Here is a 21,529-nt window from a genome sequence, read left to right as displayed (position 1 = left end):
TGTAAATTTTGAAAATTATTGTTTTTTTACAAGAAACGGAAGTACCTTTTCAGCATATCTGTCCCCTAGTTTATTCGCGCTTTCGGCATCAAAATGAATGTTATCTTCTAATAGTTTCGTTCCTTCGGCAGTAATAAAATCACTAAACGGAATATATTCCTTCACTTTTTGAATCACTTCTTTGTTGAATTCGGCAAAATCGGGACGCGCTGATAATTCTCCACAAATAAATGGAAGTTCAGATTCGTTTAAATCTCTTCTAAAATTTTCAACCATTTCTTTTAAATTGGCTTTATAAGTAACAAAATTATCTGCCATTCCATCTTTATTATCACTAGACCCTTGATTCCAAATAATAGCTTTAATTTTTCCGTGTTTTTGAGCTTCTTTGGCTCGTTTCAATGCACCATCGTAATTTGCTTTACCCGGTTTATACCACAATTTTATCGATGAACCACCTTGCGCATTTACAATTAATCCCAAGGGTTTGTCTAAAGATTTTTGCAAACTTACCATGCAATTTCTTGCAGCCGTCACGCCTTGCATTTTCAATTCTTTTCGGATGTTAGAATATTTGTTTAAAGGTTGTGAAGCGGGTTCAAAATTTCCATCAGCGTTTAATAGATATACATTTGGAATCACACTATAATCGTCAATAGGCGCTCGACCTGACATATTAGATTGTCCTATAGCAAAAATGATGTCTAATGGTTCTATCGCTTTTGTTTTTTTTGATTCAGATTCTAAAAAACTAACTAAATTATACTTATTATCATTTAATTCTTTCATGAGTTTCATTAAGGGTTTATAATATTGGAAACTGTTGTTTACCAATCCTTTATTGGCATCAGTATTAGAAGGATCTGCTTTTTTTGATGTTGGGTCATTGTCTTGGTATTTAAAATAATGCCATCCAACACATGATTTGCTGGCTAGAAGTGACAAACAAAAATTTTGATATGCCAATCCTCTGTCTTTTTGAGTTCGAACTGTAAACCCAGCTCCAGAAGTATTATCAAGTCCCGAATCCATTGCTTTGGTATAAAATTCAGTTACTATAAATGGTTTTCTACCCGCTCTGTCCCACATATCAATCATTACTGCATCTGGTGACCAACTACCATAATAATTAATGGCAATAATATCACAATATTTTCCAGCAGCAGCAATTATAGAATCTACTTTTTTTGCTCCTCCATGCAATCTACTTCCCAAATACATATGATTAGGGTCATATTTCTTTATGGCTTTTGAAACTATGTAAAAATATTTTTCGGCAACAATTCCAGCAAATTCAGCTTTGTCTTTGTCTGTTATTTTATCAATTGTGATTCCTTTTTGTTCTATCCATTTAGAAGCAAACAAATACCCTTGATCTAATTTATTTTCTAACTTGAGATATCCTTCTAAATTTTCTAATCCAAGTGGCATTTCGTTATCCGAAAAATATCCAAATAAATTTTTATCAGTACTGTATTTAGCAATTTCTTGGGCTCTTTTTTCGCAATAGGTTTCAAACTCAGCATCAAAAACAAAAATACATTGGTTGGGATAACCAGTATTTCCTGGTAGTTGAACTGTTCCGCCTCTTTCCTTACCATATCCACTCATAAAGTTTAGGTTTGGTGAAAATGAAAGAGGTAATTTTGCTGTTGTATTGTATTCTTGTATTAACTCGTCTTCACTCCAAGAACCGCTTCCATTAAAACCATAGTATTTTAGAGAATCTGCCGTAGTATTTATCCACTTTCTATCATTTCCAAAACGTTTACTAAATTCCATTTCATTTTTTTCTGACTTTCCTAGTCGCAAAGAATTAATTGCTACCTGAATATTTCGGTATCCTAAAGGATCAATGACCCACCATCTGTTGCCTTGCTTTTCAGTTCTGAAAAAACCAGTTGCATTGAATTTTTGAGATACATCGCTACCATAAAGAGTATTCGGAACCTTTTTAGTGTTTGGTTTAAATCCTTCAATTTCTTTTACAGTACAAGTTTCAAAGAATTCCCATGGCATATCTTTTCCTTTAACCCATGGCTTGGCCTCAACTTGAATAGATTTGTATTGTATTGCTCCAAGATTACTGTATTTTTTTGGGTCACAGCCTTGAGAATATGAAAATTGAGCAATAAAAAATGTAATTAATATAAAGTGTTTCATTATGTAATAATAAATATTTGTATTCAGAATTTGTAAAAGACAAAAATAGATGAGGCATTTCATAGAAATAAACACCTCATCTTTTTTTGCATTATTCAGTATTAATATCCTAGATTTTGAGGATAATTTCCACCCATAGCGTTAATTTGGCTTTGCGGAATTGGCCATCTTACATTTCTTGAAACATCAAAATTAGATCTAATTAAAATGTAATTAGCAGCATTTATTGCATTTGCAGAAGCAAGAGTAGTTTTTCCCGTGGTGCTACTGTAAACAACTTTATTTAAATAATTGTCAGATCCAGCATACGTTCTAATTTGCGTACTCATAGTCGTAGGACCAAATCTTTTTATAAGATACCATCTATGACCCAAATTTTCTTGAGATAATTCTCTTGCGTCTTCATCAAGGATGTCTTGAAGAGTAAGCGCCGCTGTTCTTGAAGTATTTCCAGCTCTTACCCATGTTTTATTAAAAAATTCTAGGGCTTTTGCTTGATTTCCTTTGCGTAAATAGGCCTCAGCACCAATTAAAAATGTTTCGGCTAAACGATAAGTTACCACATCTTTATAAGAAGGATTGTCTATATTAGTTCTTGTCCATTTGTCAAAATATTTAGTGGTTGATGGGTGCATATCCAAGGCATAATTACTAACCATGAATTTAGGAGCTATGTTACCGTTTACAAATGTAAAATTCAATGTTTGTCCAACTGCAACATTTGCTGGTACAGTAATCCCTAAATTAGGATTTGGTAATCCATTTAACAATAAATAATTCATATCCCAAGATTGAACAATTAATTTACGAATTAATGGTGTTGTAATATTATTAAATGTAAAGTTTTGACGGAAGTATTGGTTGTAACGTTTATCATTTACTTTGTCATACAAACCTAAAAGATAGTCATTAGGGTAAATACGACCCCAAGAAACGCCACCTTGTTCCATATCAGTTAACAATGCCGAAGGGCTTGAAACTATAGTTTTATTGTCATATCTTGTTAATGTAGCCGATGCAAAACGATGTCCTGATTGTGTTCCCGTCAAATTAGAAGGAGCTCCTCCTACTTGGTTGCTCCATTGTTCTACTAGGATACATTCACTATTGCTAATTTTTGCTCCTAACAATGAGGAAGACGCTGGAGCAAAAACGTCTTTCGGCTCAGGCATTAAAGCATACATTGATTGACTTTTTATTGCTTCTACTTGAACAATAGCATCGTCTAAGTCCATTGTACTTAGATTTTGATTTATTGGCCACATATCTACAAGAGCTTTTATGTGTCTTGCTGCACCTTGAACGAATCTACCTTGTTGAGTTGTAGACCAAGCTAAATTGTTGATAGCATAGTTTAAATCCAATTTCATTTGATTCATAACAACCGCTTGGTCTGCGGGTTGATAATTAATTGCATCGTTCACATTATAAGGAGTAACGGGTATGGTAGTAAAATATATATTATCGAATCTTCTTAATAAATTAAAATAGGCATGTGCTCTAAAACAGTACGTTTCGGATAAAGCTTGTTTCACTTTTAGATCGTTTTGATCCATTTGAAGTCCGTAATAAATAATTTCATTTGCTCTACCAATAATTTTATAATTGTACAACCAAAATCCTTCAACGTCTTTATTATTAGGAGTTAATTTTGTTGGGTCATACAAAGCGGTACCAGACCAATCCCCATCGCCCGCTCGGGTGAAGGTGATGTCGTCGCCCGTCATTAATCCACTTGTAGATAATGAACTATTACCCCCATTTTCTCCGAATTTTTTACCCATATCTCTTTGTATAGAATACAATGCGGTTACCGCAAATCCAAGACCATCGGGAGTGCTATAAACAAAATCTGTGGACAGATCAGTTTCGTTTTTTTCAACTAAGAAGTCCGAACAACCGTTGATTAAAAACGACAAAAAAGCTATAATTAAAATTTTATTTTTCATTTTATTTGTTTTTATAGTGATATATTAATACCAAAAGTTACTGTTTTAGGTTCAGGATAACTAGAAGGACTTCCTTCAGGACTGAAGGATTGATATTTTGTCCATGTTAAATAATTAGTAGCCGTTCCATAAATATTTATTTTTGTTTTGTTTTCTTTACCCATCCACTTCATTTTTTGAAGCGTATATCCTAATGAGATTGTTCTTAAACGGAAATAAGAAGCGTCTTGAATTCCCATTGATCGAACATACGGATCAGAGTAGTTTGTTCTTGGCATTGGAGCCTCTTGACCAAGTCCATCTGGAGTCCAATAATCTCTTTTAATTCCGTTTAATCTCCCACTATTTGTTCCTCCATCGTTATAGTCATACAAAAAAGTATTATTTCTAACTATGCCCTGAACTGTATAAAAATCAAGTAATAAATTAATTCCTTTATAGTTAAAAGTAGTTGAAAATGAACCTATCCAATCGGGTGTTGCGTCTATAATATCTCTATCACCAGCTTCATTTATTATTCCATCACCATTTATATCTTTAACACGTATTGAACCCACTTTTGTTTGCAACTGGGCGTCTGGTAATGGGTTCCCAGAAACATCTTTGCCTTGGGCTGAAGCACGAACTTCTTCAATAGTATTGAAAATTCCATCAAAACGATATTCATAATAACAATCAATTGGATGACCAATAAACCAGTTATTATTAGGCTGACTTAAAGGATTTCCATTGGCATCTAACCTTCCATCGATACTGATAATTTTATTTCTATTTTGACTGAAAGTTAAGTTAACTCCCATGGTAAAATCTTTTGTTTTTATTGGGGTTGAACTCAACTGCAATTCCACTCCGCGGTTTTGGACTTCTCCCAAATTTGAAAGTTGAGAAGAATATCCTGATGAAGCTTGAAGCGTTTTATAAACCAATAAATCAGTAGTTTTAGTGGTATAAACCTCTACACTTCCAGAGATGGCATTATTAAAGAACCCAAAATCCAAACCGGCATTGTGTGAAGCTGAATTTTCCCATTTCAAGAATGGATTAGGCATTACGTTTCCTGGCAATAACCCAACAGAATAGGTTGGTCCTGGTCCAAATATAAATTCAGATTGACTGGTTGTTGAAGTAGTTTGATAAGCTCCAATTCCTTGGTTTCCAACTTCACCGTAACTAAATCTCAATTTCAAATTATTCACAACTTCTGAATTATCATCATTAAGTTTTAAAGCCGCAGAATAGGATGGAAATAGTCCCCATTTGTTTTCAGTACCAAAAACGGAAGAGCCATCATACCTTAAAGAAGCTGAAAGTACAAGTTTATCTAATAATGAAAATCTTGCTCTTCCTAAATAGGATTGTATCTGACGATTCGTAACGGAACGACTTGGAACGCCAAAAACAGATGCGTTATTAAAGCCATTAGCTCCAAAGAAATCGGTTAAGAAATTCTGAGCTGTTTGAGTAAAACTTTCATTTCTAAATTTATTCGCGCTTTGCACTAATGTAATATCAAATCTGTTTTTATCGTTGATGTCTTTATTGTACGTCAAAATATTTTCAACTAACCATTCTGTATCATTTCCAAATTTGAGTTGTCCCCAACCACGAACAGGTCTTCCTCTTTCGTGCAAACTTGATTCATAACTTTCTCTATTTTCACTTCGAGAGTTATAACTCGTATTTAATCTGTATTTAAGTCCTTTTGTAATTTGCCAATCTAAAAATACATTTACTAATAATCTATTAGTAAAACGTTGATCGGAAGCTTGCTGACTGTTCCATAAAGGGTTGTATTTTAAATCTGTTGATACAAACTGTGCAACATTTCCCAAATCATCGTAAGGAGCAGAATAGGGTGAAAATGTAAATGCTTTTCTATACATATTTGAACTTCCTGAGCTTCCATTGGTAATTCCGTCTTCCCCATTTGTTGTCGAACGGGTGTATGAAATATTGGTGCCTGTTTTAAGACTGCTTGAAATAATTTGGTCTATATTTAATCTGCCAGTAAATCTTTCATAACTTGAGTTAGTAATCATTCCATCTTGCTTGGTGTAATTAAAACTACTACTGTATTTAGTTTTTTCGCTCCCCCCTTTTACTCCTAAATTGTAAGAAATCATTTGAGCGGGCTTGATAAGTTCTTTTTCCCAATTATTTATTTTTCCTGCTAAATAATTATTATATAACATTGGGTCTCCAATTGCAGCTTCAATTACATAAGGCTCAACTTGAGATAATGGTCTAAAGTCACTTTGTCCTGCTAAAATCATTTGAATCCATTCTGGCCCAGACATTAAGTCAAAATTCTTTTTTAAAGTTTGAAAAGATGTAGCAGTGTTAAATTCAATTTGAGTTTTTCCATTGAAACCTCTATTAGTAGTAATCAAAATTACCCCTGCTGAAGCGCGAGCACCATATATAGCTTGTGAAGAAGCATCTTTTAAAACTTCGACACTCTTTATATCATTGGCATTTAAATCATCTACATCTGTAACCGGAGAACCGTCTACAACAAACAATGGAGAATTTCCTCCTGAAAGGGAACGTTTTCCACGAATCAAAATATCTGAACCGCTTCCTGGTCTAGACGAACCAATAGTTACCTGAACTCCAGCAACACGACCCCGAAGCATTTCGGCAACGCTAGTTGTTGGAATAGTCAACATGTCTTTTACTTTCACGGTAGTAATTGCCCCAGTTACATCTTTTTTGCGTTGGGTACCGTATCCTACAACAACAACTTCTTCAAGCTCTTTATTGTCTTCTTGAAGGGTAACATTAATTGTTTTGTTCGTCCCTACGTTTATAGTTTGACTTATAAATCCAACATAAGAAAATTTTAGAGTAGCTTGACTATTCAAAACAGTTAGAGCAAAATTTCCTTCCAAATCAGAAGTTGTACTTGTTTTACTATTTGTAGTAATAGAAACCCCTGGCAAAGCCATTCCTTTCGAATCAGTTACAGTTCCAGAAACAACTAATTTCTGGGTTTGTGCGTAACTAAATGTAGCAAATAGCAACAATAAAAACACTAATTTTTTTTTCATTTTTAATTATTAAAGGTTAGAATTTAGTTTGGTTAATTTATTTTTATTTTAATACGCGTGTTCGTACACATAAAAAGCAAATTAAACACTTAAAATCTTAATTTCCTAATAAAATTCTCAAAATAATAATAAAATACTTAATCTAACTTAAACAGTTTGAGGATTAAATACAAAATCACACTATTTTACACTAAATTTGGATTTCTGTAAATATATTTAAACCTAAATTTGGAGAAAGAATTTAGAAAATAATTGAACTCTTTAAGAACACTAACTTAAAAAAAAATAACCATCATAACAATAAGAAAAATAGCGAAAATGGCAAATGTTTCTCCCGGAACAGTGGACAGAATTATCCATAATCGAGGAAGAGTAAGCCAAGAAAACACAGATAAAGTAAACGCGCTTATAAAAGAACACGGTTATGTTAAAAACATTTTTGCTAGCAATTTAGTTTTAAATAAAAAATTCAAATTTGCAGTATTACTGCTCCAAAACGAAGGATTTGCCTATTGGGATGCTCCTCTGAAAGGAATAGTAAAAGCAGCTACAGAATTTTTAAATTACGGCGTAAAAGTAGATTACTTTTTCTTTAATTACGACACCAAATCTTTTAATGAAACTGCGGCAAAAATTTTAGAGCTTGAATATGACGGTTTGGTTTTCGCACCCGTTTTTTATGAAGAATCAATTTCTTTTTTGAATGAATATAAGAAAAAAAACATCCCAATAGTACTTATAGATTCAAACCTAGAAGAAGTTGAAAACGTTTCATTTATAGGACAAAATTCTTTCAAAAGTGGCTATCTGGCTGGGAAATTAATTAGCTATGGTGTTAAAGAAGAAAGTAATGTATTGATTTTTAAAATTACAAGCAATATAGAAAACACCTCTAAAACTGTTTTTAATTTGAAAAAAATTGAAGGTTTTTATTCCTATTTCGAAGATAATAAATCCAAACTCCCAAAATATAATTTTACAGAAATAAGCATTAAAGACTCCTCTGAAGAAAATCTTAAAATCGAAATGTTTGATAATATAGGCGCTGTTTTTGTATTGAATTCGAGGGTTCATATTGTAGCAAAATTTATTAAAGAAAATAATCTGAAAAACATACGGGTTATTGGTTATGATTTATTAAAGTCAAATTTAGAATACCTGAATGAAGGTTATATCGATTTTTTAATCAATCAAAAACCAGAAAAACAAGGGTATTTAGGTGTTAAAAAATTATACAAAACACTAATACTTAAACAAGAATTAGACGTTACAATCAATTATGTCAAAGTGGATATTATTGTAAAGGAAAATATTTAAGAAAAAGTCTAAAGTAGAAAATATATAACAAAAAAAGTCTGCTCAAAACTGGAGCAGACTTAAATCAACTAAACTATTTTTTTAATGTAATAGTTGCTATTTTTTAACCATTTTTACCGTAGCCTTTCCCGATTCTGTTTCTATATGCATAAAATAAGTAGCAGGAGGCAATTGTTGCATAGTAATGGAACTGTTTAAGGAATTTGGATGGGTTGTTAAAAGACATTGCCCCAGAATATTAAACACCTCAACCGAATTGATTCGTGTTGTATTGGATAAATTTACAACGTCCTCAAATGGATTTGGATATATTTTTAAGGAAGCCAAAGCCCAAGTATCAGTAATTAAAATCCCCGAACCTTGATACGCCCCTCTATTCGGCACTGTCAAGGAGCTTACTGTATTTTGCCAAAAGTCTTTTCCTCCATTGTTTGAAATTAATCTTCCATTAGATAGTGCGGGAGATGTAGATTGCAATTTATATCCATCAAGTAGTGAATTAATTCCAGTTGTGGCTAGTCCTGGATTCACAAATAATGGATTGGTGGTTAACTTATTAACATCTGATGGTTCGTTTGAAGGGTGCGTACCATAAAAAACATTGTTTTGAATGGTTCTCGTTTGTCCAGTTGTGCCAAAGGAATAGCCGCCATTTCCTAAATTGTAAACAATATTATTAAAAAAATTATAGGTGTGATTGTTGCCACTATTTTCATGAATTATACTAGGGCTGGTTCCTGATTTTATATAAAAAACATTGTTGTAAATCTCATTTCCTGCTGAGGAATAATTTAAAAATACTAAGTCCCCAAGATCATTTTGACTGATGCAATATCTTAAAGTACACCCCACATCTTCAGGATCAGGAATGCCAGTAGTATTATTATTAGAACCGCGAGTATTGCAACCCCAATAAATTCCTTGTGAATTATCGTGGCTGTAACTGTATTGAAAAATAACGCCTACACTACCAAAATCAGGGTCATACATACTTCCATCAATACTCCCAGGATCAACATTTTGAGTTGTAGCGCGATTGTAATACCCTTCATTGTATTGGAATATAGTACCTTTTGCTCTTGCCGTAAACATAGTGTTTCCGGTAGTTCCCACAGCTGTTTCATAACACGTATTGTATTCTATTAAGCCAGTTTCGTCAGTGCAACGAATAATCATTGCGTTTTTACCAATGTGGTGAATGATATTATTACTTACTTTAATATTAGTGAATTTTCTAGCAGTCCATAAAGCCAATTCTGTTCCTCCAGGATAATACACATTGTCCTCATTGTCAAAAGCCAAACCAGTATTTTCGCAATAATTTATGGCACAATTATCAATTAAAACATCATTAAATCTTGAATTACTTGCAGTAGCTTCATCTAAAACAGCAAAATAAATACCGCCTGTTCTTTTGGGAATAGCACCATTTACAGCAGAAGACCCATTGCCCAATTGCCCTTTTATGTGGTGAATATTTAAATTTTTAAGATAGATATGATTGCATACACCCTTATCCAAAAGCGCTACCATCACTCCACGTCGGTCTGCACCATAAGGATTTGGATTAGTTCCTGAGGTGGCATACAATCCTACAAAGAAAATGCTGTTTGGATTTGTACTTGGTGATAAAACAGGGTAATTGGTAATTTCTAAATTATTTATTTCAATATAATCTTGATTGTATAAATACACAACGCCTTGATTAGCAGTTGCAATCCCATCGCCATTTAGTCGTGGTTTCGCTCCTGTTCCATATTGATCCACAACAATTGGATAGGCAGCTGTTCCTGAACCATTAAATTTTAATTGTTGACCGTTCCAAACGCTACCGCATTTTAAATAGATTTTGGAACCTAAAGCTATGGTTAAAAAATTTACTTTTGAAATATTTTGCCAAGGAGTTAAATCTGTGGTTCCGTTATTAGTATCAGAACCAGCCACAGAGTCTATATAATAAATAGCTCCATTTGAAATATTAGTCGCCAAAATAAGAAGAAGAAGGATAAACCAGTTAAAAGGGTTGTTATTGTATGGGTATTTTTTCATAAAACTAACTAATTTGTATTTGTATAAATTACTAAATAAAAACCCCGAATGAAATCGAGGTTTTTATATTGAACCTATTTAGATATTATTTTTTAATTACTTTAAAGGTTGCTTTATTTCCTGCTGAAATTATTTCTACAATATAGGCAGATGGAGACAAACTACTCATATCAATTGACGAAGTTAAAGTATTTGGAGTTAAATTTAATACTTTTTGTCCTAAGAAATTGAAAACAGTTACTTCTGAAATTTCAGTATCATTGGATACATTTAATACGGTTGAAACAGGATTTGGATATAATTTTAGGTTTTCGAAATTTTGATTTTGAATTCCCAAAGCTGCTGGAACTATTTCGCCTGTTGGTAATAAAATTTTTCCTGTAAAACCTTGAAAAGAAATTGCGGCTATCTGAGCTGAAGATAATCCAGAAGCATTTGTTCCGAAAAATAGTTTACCCGCAGTTCCTGAAGCGCCCGGCGTTCCTGTCCATCCTTTAATTACTAAAGTCTTTGTAGGATCCCAAAAAGTTGTGCTACAATCAGGGAAATTTAAGGTATGTGAACCCGTTCCTAAAGTAATAATTGAATTTCCAGAAAGCGAAATTGCACCAAAAGTTTGGTTGAAACCGCCAGAGCTCATGTTACCTGCCAATTCTAAATTGGTGGCATTTGTAATTGAAGCAATGTTAGAAGCAGTGAGCGAAACTCCTGAAGTACTAGAATTAGCAATTTTCATTGAGAAACCAGGGAATACCGTTCCAATGGTTTGAGGTGCAGTTCCAGTATAATTAATTGTACTAGTTGCAGGAGTACAAACCGCTCCTTCGGCATTTAAATTTCCAGAAACGGAAATCACTGCAGCTAATAAATTTCTAGGTCCTCCACCTGTGATGTCTAAATTAGTATAAGTCCCTTGAACTATTGCTTGTACTGTAGTTAAACTGTTGTAAAAAACAGAAAATGGCCAATTAATATCAACCGGAAAAGCAGAAGCAGAGGAAGAAGAAGAATATTGTGTTTTAATTGCCCCTGTTCCGGTAAATGTTCCAACTCCTAATAATTTATTAGCACCCATATTTAGTGTTGAACTACTTGAAATAGTTAAATTTCCTGCAGTTGTAATGGCTCCTGAAGCAGTACCAATTCCAACAGTGTTTACAGCTAAATTACCATAAGAACCTGTTTGAATTACCTGATCAGCCACTCCATTATAAATAATAGATGAAGTTGGTGAAATTTGGTTTAAAGTAGGGAAAGTAGTTACGTGACTTATAATTAATGTGCTTAAAGCCGCTAAATCTATTTTACCGTTTAAAAAAGCAGTTGCAGGAATCACTAATGAATTTGCAACTGTTCCATTTCCAAGAACTACCTTGCTTCCACTACCATTCACTGTCCAATCGGAAGCAATTGTAGCTCCTGTATTGAAAATGTTGAATATTTGATTGGCGGCAGTAAAATCAGTTGGATGTGTTCCAGTTGCAGCATCAGTTCCTGACCACCAATTTATTAAATTAGTACAAGCCGAATTTGCTGCTAAATAATAAGTGGCTATTGATGCAGTTCCTACTGTAACCTTATAATTATCAAAAAACGCAGAATTGTTTAGTGTAGTTCCGTGCATAAACATGAAACCAAAATTTGCTAATGAACCACTTACATATCCCGCAGTATCCGTTACTTCACCAATTGCGGCCACAGAAATAGCATACGGATCTGGGTAGGCAGTAGTTGAAACCGCTGAACTTTCGTCTTTTTGAAACATATTCCATTTGTTGGTAATAGGGTCATAAGTTACTTTTATACTTACTACATTTTTAAAACTAGCTAAGGCGATGCCGGTTATTATTGGAGCAATATTCGTATTTACATTTAAACCATTTGAAAAACTTACCAGATCATACGTTGACGTTGCGACATTATTCGTTCCTCCCATAATAACCGCGTATCCTTTTGCAGTTGCAGCCGTTGGGTCGGCATTATCACAAGCAATTACAGTGGCAACACCCCATTGACCCGCTCCAAAACCTGACATTGTGGTTCCAGAACTTCTGTTGTGACGCATATTAAATGACCAAGTAACTAATTGTGTGTTGGAACGCAGAGTAGTGTTATAATTAGTAACGGTAGGCATTACAGACATTGAAGAAGTTCTTCCGGCGGTACCAACAGTTACTCCATTTAAAATTTGTAATCTATAATCAGGAGAGGTGGTTACGACATTGGCTGACGTTGCAATTCCAGTAATCAATGTAGAATAAGTTAACGACGGAATTCCACCAGGTGATAAGACAACTCTATTGAAATCATCTGATACAATAGTTGTTTGACCATAATTTAGGGCGCTATTAAATAACAACATTGCAAAAAATACAAGTGAATATTTAATTTTTGAATCAATGATAATTTGTAATTTTCTTTTCATAATATAACTCTTTTTTATTTATTAATTTTTAGTCTAAAATCCGATTTGTCAAAAATGCGTGTACGAACACAACAAGACAAATATAATACATAAATAAATTACAATGCAAATAAATTATCAAAAAAAAATATTTTATTGATTAATAATAATAATTCCATAAAAATGAATTTCATAATTAAAAATAATTGATTGTAAAATTAATTGAAATTTATAAAGAGCTTATCATTAATGAAAGCCATTACATTGATGAAATTAATTGAGATAGAGAGAAATAAAGAATTTAAGTTTGAATATCTTTCTGGTTTGTACTTTAAATTCATAACATTTTGCTTAATTTTGAACTCAAATTAAATTAAAAATCGTTTTGAAAACTCTTTATAAAGTTACTTTTCTTTTAGTGCTAACTCTTTTTTCAAGTTGTGCTACTACTTCCAAAATTACTGCTTTGAAACCTGAGCCAGATGATGCTTCGCCTTTGGTTTATGAAAATACGCCTTCATTTATTACTATTCCAATTGCAATCAAGTTGAAAGATATTGAAAATCAAACCAATAAATTCATGACGGGATTAATTTTTGAAGACAATAAAATTGAAGACGATGATATTGAAATGAAGATTTGGAAGTTGGCACCGATATCCATTGAAAATTTGAATGGAAAAATCAAAACTGTTTTGCCATTGAAAGCAGCTATTAAGTATCGAATTGGAACAGACAAATTAGGAATTGCTTTGTACAGCACACAAGAATTTAATTTGAATGGAAACATCACTTTGATAAGCGATGTGAATTTGTCAAATTGGAAATTAAACACCAAAACAGAGTTTAAATCTTTGGATTGGAACGAAAGTCCAACGGCGGTTGTAATGGGAAAATCTATTCCGATTGCGTTTTTGATTAATCCTACGGTAAAACTTTTTAAATCGAAAATTGAGCGAACAATTGATGATGCAATTGAAAAATCTATGGATTTTAAGCCTAATGTTTTAGATGCTTTAGAGAAAATATGTACACCATTTCAGATGAATGAAGCTTTTGAAAGTTGGCTTCGAATTGTTCCAATAGAATTGTATGCTACTGATGCAAAATTCAAAAAGGAAACCATTATGTTAGAAATGGGATTGAAATGCAATATGGAAACCTTAATTGGTCAAAAACCAGTTTCTAAATTTGATAGATACAAGATTGTTTTGAAATCGGTGACGCTAATGCCTGATAAGATTTCGGCTAATATTGTGGCGGTTTCAAGTTATGAACATGCATCGAAAATTATTACTAAGAATTTTGCTGGTCAAGAATACGGAAATGGAAGCAAGAAAGTGACGGTACAAAATGTTTCTATTTGGCATAAAAACGGGAAGATGGTTATCGCTTTAGAAATGTTGGGAAGCATTAATGGAACGGTTTATTTGACAGGTGTTCCGCAATATAATGAAACGACAAAAGAGATTTATTTTGACCAATTGGATTATGTTTTGGACACAAAAAGTAAATTATTGAAAACCGCAAATTGGTTGGCTCAAGGAATGGTTTTAAGAAAAATTCAGGAAAGTTGCAGGTATTCAATACAATCTAATTTGGAAGACGGAAAGCAGAGTATGATGAATTATTTGAAGAATTATTCACCGATGCCTGGTGTTTTTGTTAATGGGAAAATTGACGACGTTCAATTTCAAAAAATACAATTGACGAACAAGGCTATTATTGCTTTTATTAAAGTTAGTGGAAATGTGAAAGTTGCTGTTGATGGGATAAAATAGACATCCAAACTTTTTTCAGCACAAAAGAAATATAAAAAAGTTTTCGGTTGGTGGTAATTGGTTGCTGGGTTATTCGGTTAATAGAATCTGAAATAAATCCAGATTGACAAATAAAGTAAGTTTTGCTGCAATGACGGTAGTTGGATAGTTTTTTTTGACACAGATTAAAAAGATTTTCACAGATTTTCCACCAACAACTTCACATCCTGTCACCCTTTCCTTTGGAGAGGGCTGGGGAGAGGAATATAAACTTTTATCTAGCCCCGATGGAAGGGAAAATCCCGAGCTTTTTAGCGAGGATTTGGAATGACAGCGGGAAGTGCATCTCCTGAAAAAGAAAGACAATTCGCTCCAAAAAAAATTACGCCTTGCTTTTCTGGGTGTACATTCTGTAAACGGCATAGGCAACAATTACAAAAAGTAGGTAGGGAATTACCATAAGATAGACAATTCCGTCGTTGATTCCTTTGGCTTTTGCCTGATTTCCCTCGCTTTCTAACGCCGCTCGACACATGGCGCATTGGGCATTTGTTGATAGAGAAAAAATAAGAAGAAAGAAGAAAGAAACAAGATGTGACTGAACATTCCCTTTTATTTTTCTTGCAACTCTTGCCTCTTGTCTCTTGTCACTTGTCTCCATTTTAAACATAATAGGGAGAAATCATAACATAGACAATCACACCAGTAACGGCAACATACAGCCAAATTGGGAAGGTGATTTTGGAGATTTTTTTATGCTTGTCAAATTTTTCAGCCAAGGCACGAACGTATGTAATTAATACGAGCGGAATGGTGGCGATGGATAAAATGATGTGGGAAATAAGAATGAAAAAATAGGCGTATCTGTCGAATCCATCTCCTCCATACGGAGTTGAATCGGTGGTCATGTGGTAGGCGATGTACAGTACTAAAAAAACTAATGAACAGGCGATAGCAATTTTCATTAGCAGTTCGTGACGTTTTCGATTGCCATTTTTAATTGCGATTACAGCGGTGATTAATAAAACAGCTGTAATTCCGTTTATGGTTGCGTAAATTGGTGGTAAAATTGGCAATGGCGATACATTGAATCCTAAATCTTTTAGTTTAATTTTGAAAAGTACGGCTACTGCAACTGGAATTATTACGGATAATGCGATAATCCATTTGTTGTATTTTTGTTCTACTGAATTGTTTTCCATAGTTATTCTTTTAGTAAAATTGCAATGTCCTGTTGTAGGGTTCTAACACCTTCTTTTTCGATTCCGTCGTAGTATAGAATTGGGTTTCCAAAGTTGTCTTTTCGGCAACGAATATCGCCATTTTTATCGATTAATGCAAATAATCCTGAATGTTCAAAGCCGCCATTTGCTTTTGCATTTTCGCCTACATAAACATTAAATCCTTTGTTTGCCAATTCAAATATTTTGGTTTTATCGCCTGTTAGGAAATGCCAATTGGTTGATTTTACGCCTAATTTTTCTGCGTGTTCTTTTAAAACTGCTGCAGTATCGTGTTCAGGATTTATAGTAATAGAGACAATTCCAAAGTTTGGATTTCCAAAAAAGGTGTTTTGAATAGTTATCATATTCAAATTCATTTTTGGGCAAATGGATGGACACGTCGAAAAGAAAAATTCTAAAACATATACTTTTCCAGCATACTCTTTATTTGAAATTAGCTTGTTGTTTTGATCTGTAAGTTCAAATTTTGGTGCAGGTCCAATAGTGAGTAATTTGGATTTATCTTCTGAAGAATGGTTAGATATATTATCTAAACGATCTCCTTTTACCACTTCTCCGTTTTGAATTCTATCAATAATTTTTGGAATTGCAAAGATTCCGAACACTAAAATGACGAAGAAAATTCCGATGTATGATTTATTTTTTATCATTTTCTACTTATTAAATTTGACGTTCTGCATTGTGATTTTTCTTCAAAGCGGCTCTGTATTCGTATAAAATGATTTTGAAATCATCTAACATTTCGTTGCTTAAATCGGCTGGAGATGTGGTGTCGTATCCTTCTTTGTATTCACTTTTTTTCTTTCTTCCACGAAGATTTCTTTTTTTGTCAATTATGAAAACATTTGAAGTCCCAAAATCGGAATTCAGTTTGTTTTTTAATTTCAATTGGTTGTAATACTTCTGGATTTCATCTTTAGAAGTAAAAACAAAATGCCATTGAGAAACGTCAGTGATTTTCGAAAATTGATCCACGATGTACTTTGCGTCTTTTTCGGTTCCTAAAGGACAAACAACAACAAATTGCAAATCTTTGAAAGAATGGTATTGCTGGTAAATTTTTTGATTTATATTGAAATAATTCCCTCTGTTTTTTAATAAATCAGCCCCTGAAAAACCCAGGATAGTGATTTTATTGTTCAGCGTTACTTTCTGATTATTTAATGAATTCCAAGCACCTAAATCAGGAATTTTAGAGGTAACGGTTGGCAATTTTGTGAAACTATTGATGCCTGATGCAAAAAATAGATACGCAACAATTGGTAAAATAAATAAGACGAAGAGAACTATATTTTTTTTCATTATGTCTTGATGATATATTTATGCAAAAATAAAAAAAGGTACGCAATGCGTACCCTTTTTTTTAATTAATATGTTGTTAAAAATTCCATTTGATGGTGGAGTTTTTGAAAACCTCGAATATATAATCTGCTTCGGTCAATAAAATAAATAATAAGTAAAGTACCAAGAATATTACTGGAGTTACTACTACATATCTAAGGACACTTTTTTCGCCTTCCATGTGCATAAATGCCCAAACAATAAAATAGGCTTTGAAAATGGTTAGGATGTAAAAAATCCAATTTAACAAATTCATGCCTAAAAAATGATGCAAGTGCAAAGCTTCTGGTTTTATAATTCCAAGAAATACTTCAACGGTTGTTACAACTGATAATAGTGCGAAAACAAACCAAATTCTTTTTGTGTTAGAAACGTGAACGTCTGACATAATATAACTTTTGAAAATTAAACGAGATAGAAAACTGTAAATACAAACACCCAAACTAAATCGACAAAATGCCAATATAATCCAACTTTTTCTACCATTTCATAACTTCTTCTTTTCTCATACGTACCAACAAGGACGTTAAAGAAAATAATGACGTTAATGATAACTCCTGAAAATACGTGGAAACCGTGGAACCCAGTAATAAAGAAGAAGAAACAGGCGAATAACCTACTTCCGTATTCGTTTCTTTTAAGGTTTGCTCCTTCAACAACTAAAACTGCATTTTCTAATCTGTGCTCAGATTCTGTTCTGGTTAGAATTGTTTTGTGCTTTATTTTGTTTAAAGTTGGATTGTTTTTTGTATCTACTTTAGTGGCAGCATTGTCTTCATAAATCACCTCTGTTTTGATTAATAAATCAGGATTTGCTTTGAAGCCTGCTTGAACTTCCGCAACAGTGTATGTAGGTAATGAAGCTTCTTCTTCCATAAACCACATTCCTTTGTTTCTTGTTAATTGTTCTCTTTCTTTTGGAAGAGAAGCAGCAAAATCAGCTAATTTTACTCTGTGTCCTGTATTGTCAACAAACTGAAGCAAACTTCCTCCTTTTGTTTCAATAGCACCATATTCCCCTTTAATAAAATTAGACCATTCCCAAGCTTGAGAACCAACGAAAATTAAACCACCGATTATGGTTAGAAACATATAAAATGTAACTTTTGCTTTGTTTAGATGATGACCTGCGTCAACGGCTAAAACCATTGTTACTGAAGAACCAATTAAGATAAAAGTCATCAATGCAACATAGTACATTGGCGCAGAAACGCCGTGAAGGAAAGGAAAGTGAGTAAACACTTCATCGGCTAAAGGCCAAGTTTCAATAAATTTAAATCTTGAAAAACCATAAGCAGCTAAAAATCCAGAGAACGTTAAAGCATCAGATACGATAAAAAACCACATCATTAATTTGCCATAACTTGCTCCCATTGGCTCATTTCCGCCTCCCCAAGTTTTTTCTTCACTATTTGCAGTAGTAACTGTCGATCCCATATAAGTTATTCATTAAAAAGTTTCCAAATTTACGTTTTTTTCTTATTTAAAGAAATATAAAAACAAAAACAAATAAACCCATAAGAAGTCAAGAAAGTGCCAATACATTGCACCTAGCTCAATACCAAGGGTTTGAGTTGAATTGTATTTTTGTTTAAAATGATTATAAATTATAATTAAAAGTGAAATTAGCCCTCCAGCAAGGTGAGCAAGGTGCACAATTGTTACAACATATAAAAAAGTGGTTGTAATAGAACTCGCACTTCCTGTGAAAAAATAGCCATTATCTACGATTTGACGGAAACCAACAAACTGTAAAATAACAAATAAAATTCCGAGCGCTAAAGTAGCTAAAAGAAATGAAGTTGTCGCATTTCTATTGTCTTTTTGTATCGCTTTTTTTGCAAAATGAAAAGTGACACTGCAACTTAATATTGCTAGCGTACTTAAATAAAATGCAGTTGGCAATTGAAAATCCTTTAACCAATCGGCTCTTGATTTACTTACCACAAATGCACTTGTTATCCCTGCAAACATCATAAACATGCTTACCATTGCAAAAATCAAAATCAATTTGTATGATCTCGCGGTTCTTTCTTTGTGTTCGTTGATTGTCATTTCCATAATTATCTTAAAAATTTATCTAATATATAAACCAATTGTAATAAAGTAATATAAGAAACACTAACTAACATTAAGGTTTTCGCCGATTTTGAAGTTCGAGTTTGGTATAATTTAACGGCATAAAATAACATCCATAATCCTAATAAAAATACAATCACTGCTGAGAATTTGGTAATAAATAATCTCCCAGTATAACCTAAAACTGGTAATAAAGATGCAATTATCAGCCAAACAGTATAAAGAATAATTTGCAAAGCGGTGGATTTATCTTTTTTACCCGAAGGCAACATAAAGAATCCTGCTTTTTCATAATCTTCGTATAAAAACCAACCGATTGCCCAAAAATGAGGAAACTGCCAGAAAAATTGTATTAGAAATAAAGTGCCGGCTTCAATACCGAAATTTCCAGTTGCCGCAACCCAACCCAACATAAATGGAATTGCACCAGGAAAGGCACCAACAAAAACTGACAACGGAGTCATTGTTTTTAAAGGCGTATAAATACAGGTGTAAATAAAAATAGAAACCGCGCCAAACATAGCCGATTTCGGATTTATAGAATATAATAGGAAAATTCCGAAAATTGTGAGTAAGAAAGCAATTGTTAAAGCTGAACCTTCGGACATTCTTTGAGCAGGAACGGGACGATTTTTGGTTCTGTCCATTAAGGCATCCAATTCTTTTTCAATTACTTGATTGAAAGCGTTTGAAGCGCCCACCATACAATAACCACCGATGGCGAGTTTTACTAAAACCAACCATTCCAAAGATTGAAAATCGGCAATACCTAACATAAAACCTGCAACAGATGAAAACACAACACTAACAGCCAATCTGGCCTTAGTGATTTCAAGGAAATCGGTGTAAATAGATTTGATAGAAAGAGTATTTGTTGTAGCGTTCAATGCTGTTTTCATTTGGTATTTCAAAACTTGTGCAAAGATACTTGAAAAAATAGTATATCACAAAAGGAAAAACCTTAAAACATAAAGGTTTATTCTATTTTTAACAAAAAAAATACAAGTGTTTAATTGATTTAATAATTACCAGAGGAGGAAATACCACCTACAATCGCTTTTGCTGAAGATGTTCCAATTCTTTTCACACCGATTCGAATCATATCCATCGCCTCGTCATAATTTTTTACTCCTCCAGCTGCTTTAATTGACAGGGGTGATGCATTTTCTAACATCATTATAATTGTAGGAATTGTAGCGCCATTAGGCAGATTGTTTTCGGTTTTATAAAATCCTGTAGATGATTTTACAAAAACAGAACCGTAATTATCTTCTTTAAAATTTGAAATTACAATGTTTTTAATTAACGATGATAATTGAATTATTTGTTGATTATTCAAAGCCGCAACTTCAATTATCCACTTTACAATTTTATGGTTTTCGATTCCGAGCTGTGTACATTTTAGAATTTCATCTCGTACTAATTTTATATTCCCCTTCTTAAAGGCTTCATAGTTACAAACAAAATCCAAATCATCGGCGCCATCAAGAATAGCTTGGTTGGCTTCCTTTAATTTTTTACTAAGACTTGAAATACCTTTTGGAAAATCAATAACAGTTCCTATGCCTAATTTAGAATTTTGCGAAAGTATCATTCTTTTTGCCAAGGCAACCATTTCTGGACGAATCATTACCAATTTGAAACGTTCGTCAATTGCTTCTTGAACACAATTGACGACTATTTCGAAGTTTTTATTTTCGCTTATTCCGGCTTGTCCTGCAGTTTTTAAGTAGGTTGAATCTAAATAATCTTTAATATTCATAGCCGTTTTTTAAGAGAACTTTCAGATCTATTATTCGATAATTACTGTGATTTTATCTTTAATCTGATCGCATAATTATAGACTAAAATAATTATTAATGCAGTTATCGCACCAGTTGTATTCGCACAAACGTCTAAAATATCGGCTTTTCTAGTGGTGGTGAAAAATTGTTGCGCTAATTCAATTAGGATACCGAATAAAAAAGAAACTATAACTATTGCTTTCGTAAATTTAACTAATTTATCAGCAATTTTAGAATTAAAATACAAGGTCCATAAAATTACAAATACAAAATGAAATGTAAAATGAACGTACTTATCAGCGTTTTTTATTGCTACTTCGGGCAAATCATTGAAAGGCTCTAAACAAAGAACTAATATGGAAGAAGTCCAAATTAATGATGCTGACAAAT

At 33.1% G+C, this 21,529-nt stretch carries 17 protein-coding genes; 2 read left to right on the top strand and 15 right to left on the bottom strand.

The features are described 5' to 3' along the window. Nucleotides 1-15: 15 nt before the first annotated feature. From AC9UEH_RS07020 to AC9UEH_RS07010, 3 genes are all read right to left on the bottom strand, one after another. Entirely contained in the window at nucleotides 16-2,163 is a 2,148-nt protein-coding gene (locus AC9UEH_RS07020; protein WP_509530076.1) for a sialate O-acetylesterase, read from the bottom strand. A gap of 101 nt (nucleotides 2,164-2,264) precedes the next feature. Beyond that, nucleotides 2,265-4,112 (bottom strand): RagB/SusD family nutrient uptake outer membrane protein, encoded by a 1,848-nt coding sequence (locus tag AC9UEH_RS07015; RefSeq protein WP_509530073.1) that lies wholly within the window; start codon nucleotides 4,110-4,112, stop codon nucleotides 2,265-2,267. An 11-nt stretch (nucleotides 4,113-4,123) separates the two neighbouring features. After that, on the bottom strand, nucleotides 4,124-7,162 hold the full coding sequence (locus AC9UEH_RS07010) for a SusC/RagA family TonB-linked outer membrane protein (RefSeq protein WP_509530070.1): 3,039 nt from the start codon (nucleotides 7,160-7,162) through the stop codon (nucleotides 4,124-4,126). Nucleotides 7,163-7,447: 285 nt separating this feature from the next. On the opposite strand from AC9UEH_RS07010, the gene AC9UEH_RS07005 reads away from it, so the two are divergent. Then, nucleotides 7,448-8,479 (top strand): substrate-binding domain-containing protein, encoded by a 1,032-nt coding sequence (locus tag AC9UEH_RS07005; protein WP_509530174.1) that lies wholly within the window; start codon nucleotides 7,448-7,450, stop codon nucleotides 8,477-8,479. A gap of 96 nt (nucleotides 8,480-8,575) precedes the next feature. Here the strand turns inward: AC9UEH_RS07005 and AC9UEH_RS07000 are convergent, their stop codons facing one another. Further along, complete coding sequence (locus AC9UEH_RS07000; protein WP_509530067.1) at nucleotides 8,576-10,528, bottom strand: T9SS type A sorting domain-containing protein; 1,953 nt, start codon at nucleotides 10,526-10,528, stop codon at nucleotides 8,576-8,578. Between the two features lie 85 nt (nucleotides 10,529-10,613). Beyond that, on the bottom strand, nucleotides 10,614-12,953 hold the full coding sequence (locus AC9UEH_RS06995) for a T9SS type A sorting domain-containing protein (protein WP_509530065.1): 2,340 nt from the start codon (nucleotides 12,951-12,953) through the stop codon (nucleotides 10,614-10,616). A gap of 364 nt (nucleotides 12,954-13,317) precedes the next feature. Between AC9UEH_RS06995 and AC9UEH_RS06990 the strand changes: the two genes are divergently transcribed. Further along, nucleotides 13,318-14,712, top strand: a complete 1,395-nt coding sequence (locus AC9UEH_RS06990; protein ID WP_509530063.1) for a DUF4403 family protein — start codon at nucleotides 13,318-13,320, stop codon at nucleotides 14,710-14,712. Nucleotides 14,713-15,073: 361 nt separating this feature from the next. On the opposite strand, the gene AC9UEH_RS06985 is transcribed toward AC9UEH_RS06990, so the two are convergent. The 10 genes from AC9UEH_RS06985 to AC9UEH_RS06940 form a co-directional block, all read right to left on the bottom strand. After that, nucleotides 15,074-15,352 carry a CAMCR motif-containing small membrane protein gene (locus AC9UEH_RS06985; RefSeq protein WP_509530060.1) on the bottom strand — a complete coding sequence of 93 codons (279 nt, stop codon included), beginning with the start codon at nucleotides 15,350-15,352 and terminating at the stop codon, nucleotides 15,074-15,076. 1 nt (nucleotide 15,353) lies between these two features. Continuing rightward, nucleotides 15,354-15,893, bottom strand: a complete 540-nt coding sequence (locus AC9UEH_RS06980; RefSeq protein WP_509530057.1) for a DUF420 domain-containing protein — start codon at nucleotides 15,891-15,893, stop codon at nucleotides 15,354-15,356. A 2-nt stretch (nucleotides 15,894-15,895) separates the two neighbouring features. Beyond that, on the bottom strand, nucleotides 15,896-16,585 hold the full coding sequence (locus tag AC9UEH_RS06975) for an SCO family protein (RefSeq protein ID WP_509530054.1): 690 nt from the start codon (nucleotides 16,583-16,585) through the stop codon (nucleotides 15,896-15,898). Between the two features lie 10 nt (nucleotides 16,586-16,595). Next, a complete protein-coding gene (locus AC9UEH_RS06970; RefSeq protein WP_509530051.1) occupies nucleotides 16,596-17,237 on the bottom strand; it encodes a hypothetical protein in 642 nt (213 codons plus the stop codon). A 76-nt stretch (nucleotides 17,238-17,313) separates the two neighbouring features. Further along, nucleotides 17,314-17,664, bottom strand: a complete 351-nt coding sequence (locus tag AC9UEH_RS06965) for a cytochrome C oxidase subunit IV family protein (RefSeq protein WP_509530049.1) — start codon at nucleotides 17,662-17,664, stop codon at nucleotides 17,314-17,316. Between the two features lie 17 nt (nucleotides 17,665-17,681). Continuing rightward, a complete protein-coding gene (locus AC9UEH_RS06960; RefSeq protein WP_509530046.1) occupies nucleotides 17,682-18,713 on the bottom strand; it encodes a cytochrome c oxidase subunit 3 in 1,032 nt (343 codons plus the stop codon). A gap of 42 nt (nucleotides 18,714-18,755) precedes the next feature. After that, complete coding sequence (locus AC9UEH_RS06955; RefSeq protein ID WP_509530044.1) at nucleotides 18,756-19,337, bottom strand: cytochrome c oxidase subunit 3; 582 nt, start codon at nucleotides 19,335-19,337, stop codon at nucleotides 18,756-18,758. 2 nt (nucleotides 19,338-19,339) lie between these two features. Continuing rightward, nucleotides 19,340-20,242 carry a heme o synthase gene (gene cyoE, locus AC9UEH_RS06950; RefSeq protein WP_509530171.1) on the bottom strand — a complete coding sequence of 301 codons (903 nt, stop codon included), beginning with the start codon at nucleotides 20,240-20,242 and terminating at the stop codon, nucleotides 19,340-19,342. A 131-nt stretch (nucleotides 20,243-20,373) separates the two neighbouring features. Next, complete coding sequence (gene deoC, locus AC9UEH_RS06945; protein WP_509530041.1) at nucleotides 20,374-21,117, bottom strand: deoxyribose-phosphate aldolase; 744 nt, start codon at nucleotides 21,115-21,117, stop codon at nucleotides 20,374-20,376. A gap of 41 nt (nucleotides 21,118-21,158) precedes the next feature. Further along, nucleotides 21,159-21,527: a VanZ family protein gene (locus tag AC9UEH_RS06940; RefSeq protein WP_509530038.1), complete on the bottom strand. Its 369-nt coding sequence runs from the start codon at nucleotides 21,525-21,527 to the stop codon at nucleotides 21,159-21,161. Between the last annotated feature and the right edge of the window lie 2 nt (nucleotides 21,528-21,529).

The sequence above is a fragment of the Flavobacterium sp. genome (assembly GCF_040402835.1).
Lineage (GTDB): Bacteria > Bacteroidota > Bacteroidia > Flavobacteriales > Flavobacteriaceae > Flavobacterium.
The sequence above is the reverse complement of the archived record's forward strand: the minus strand, read 5'-3'. Positions and strand labels throughout refer to the sequence as shown.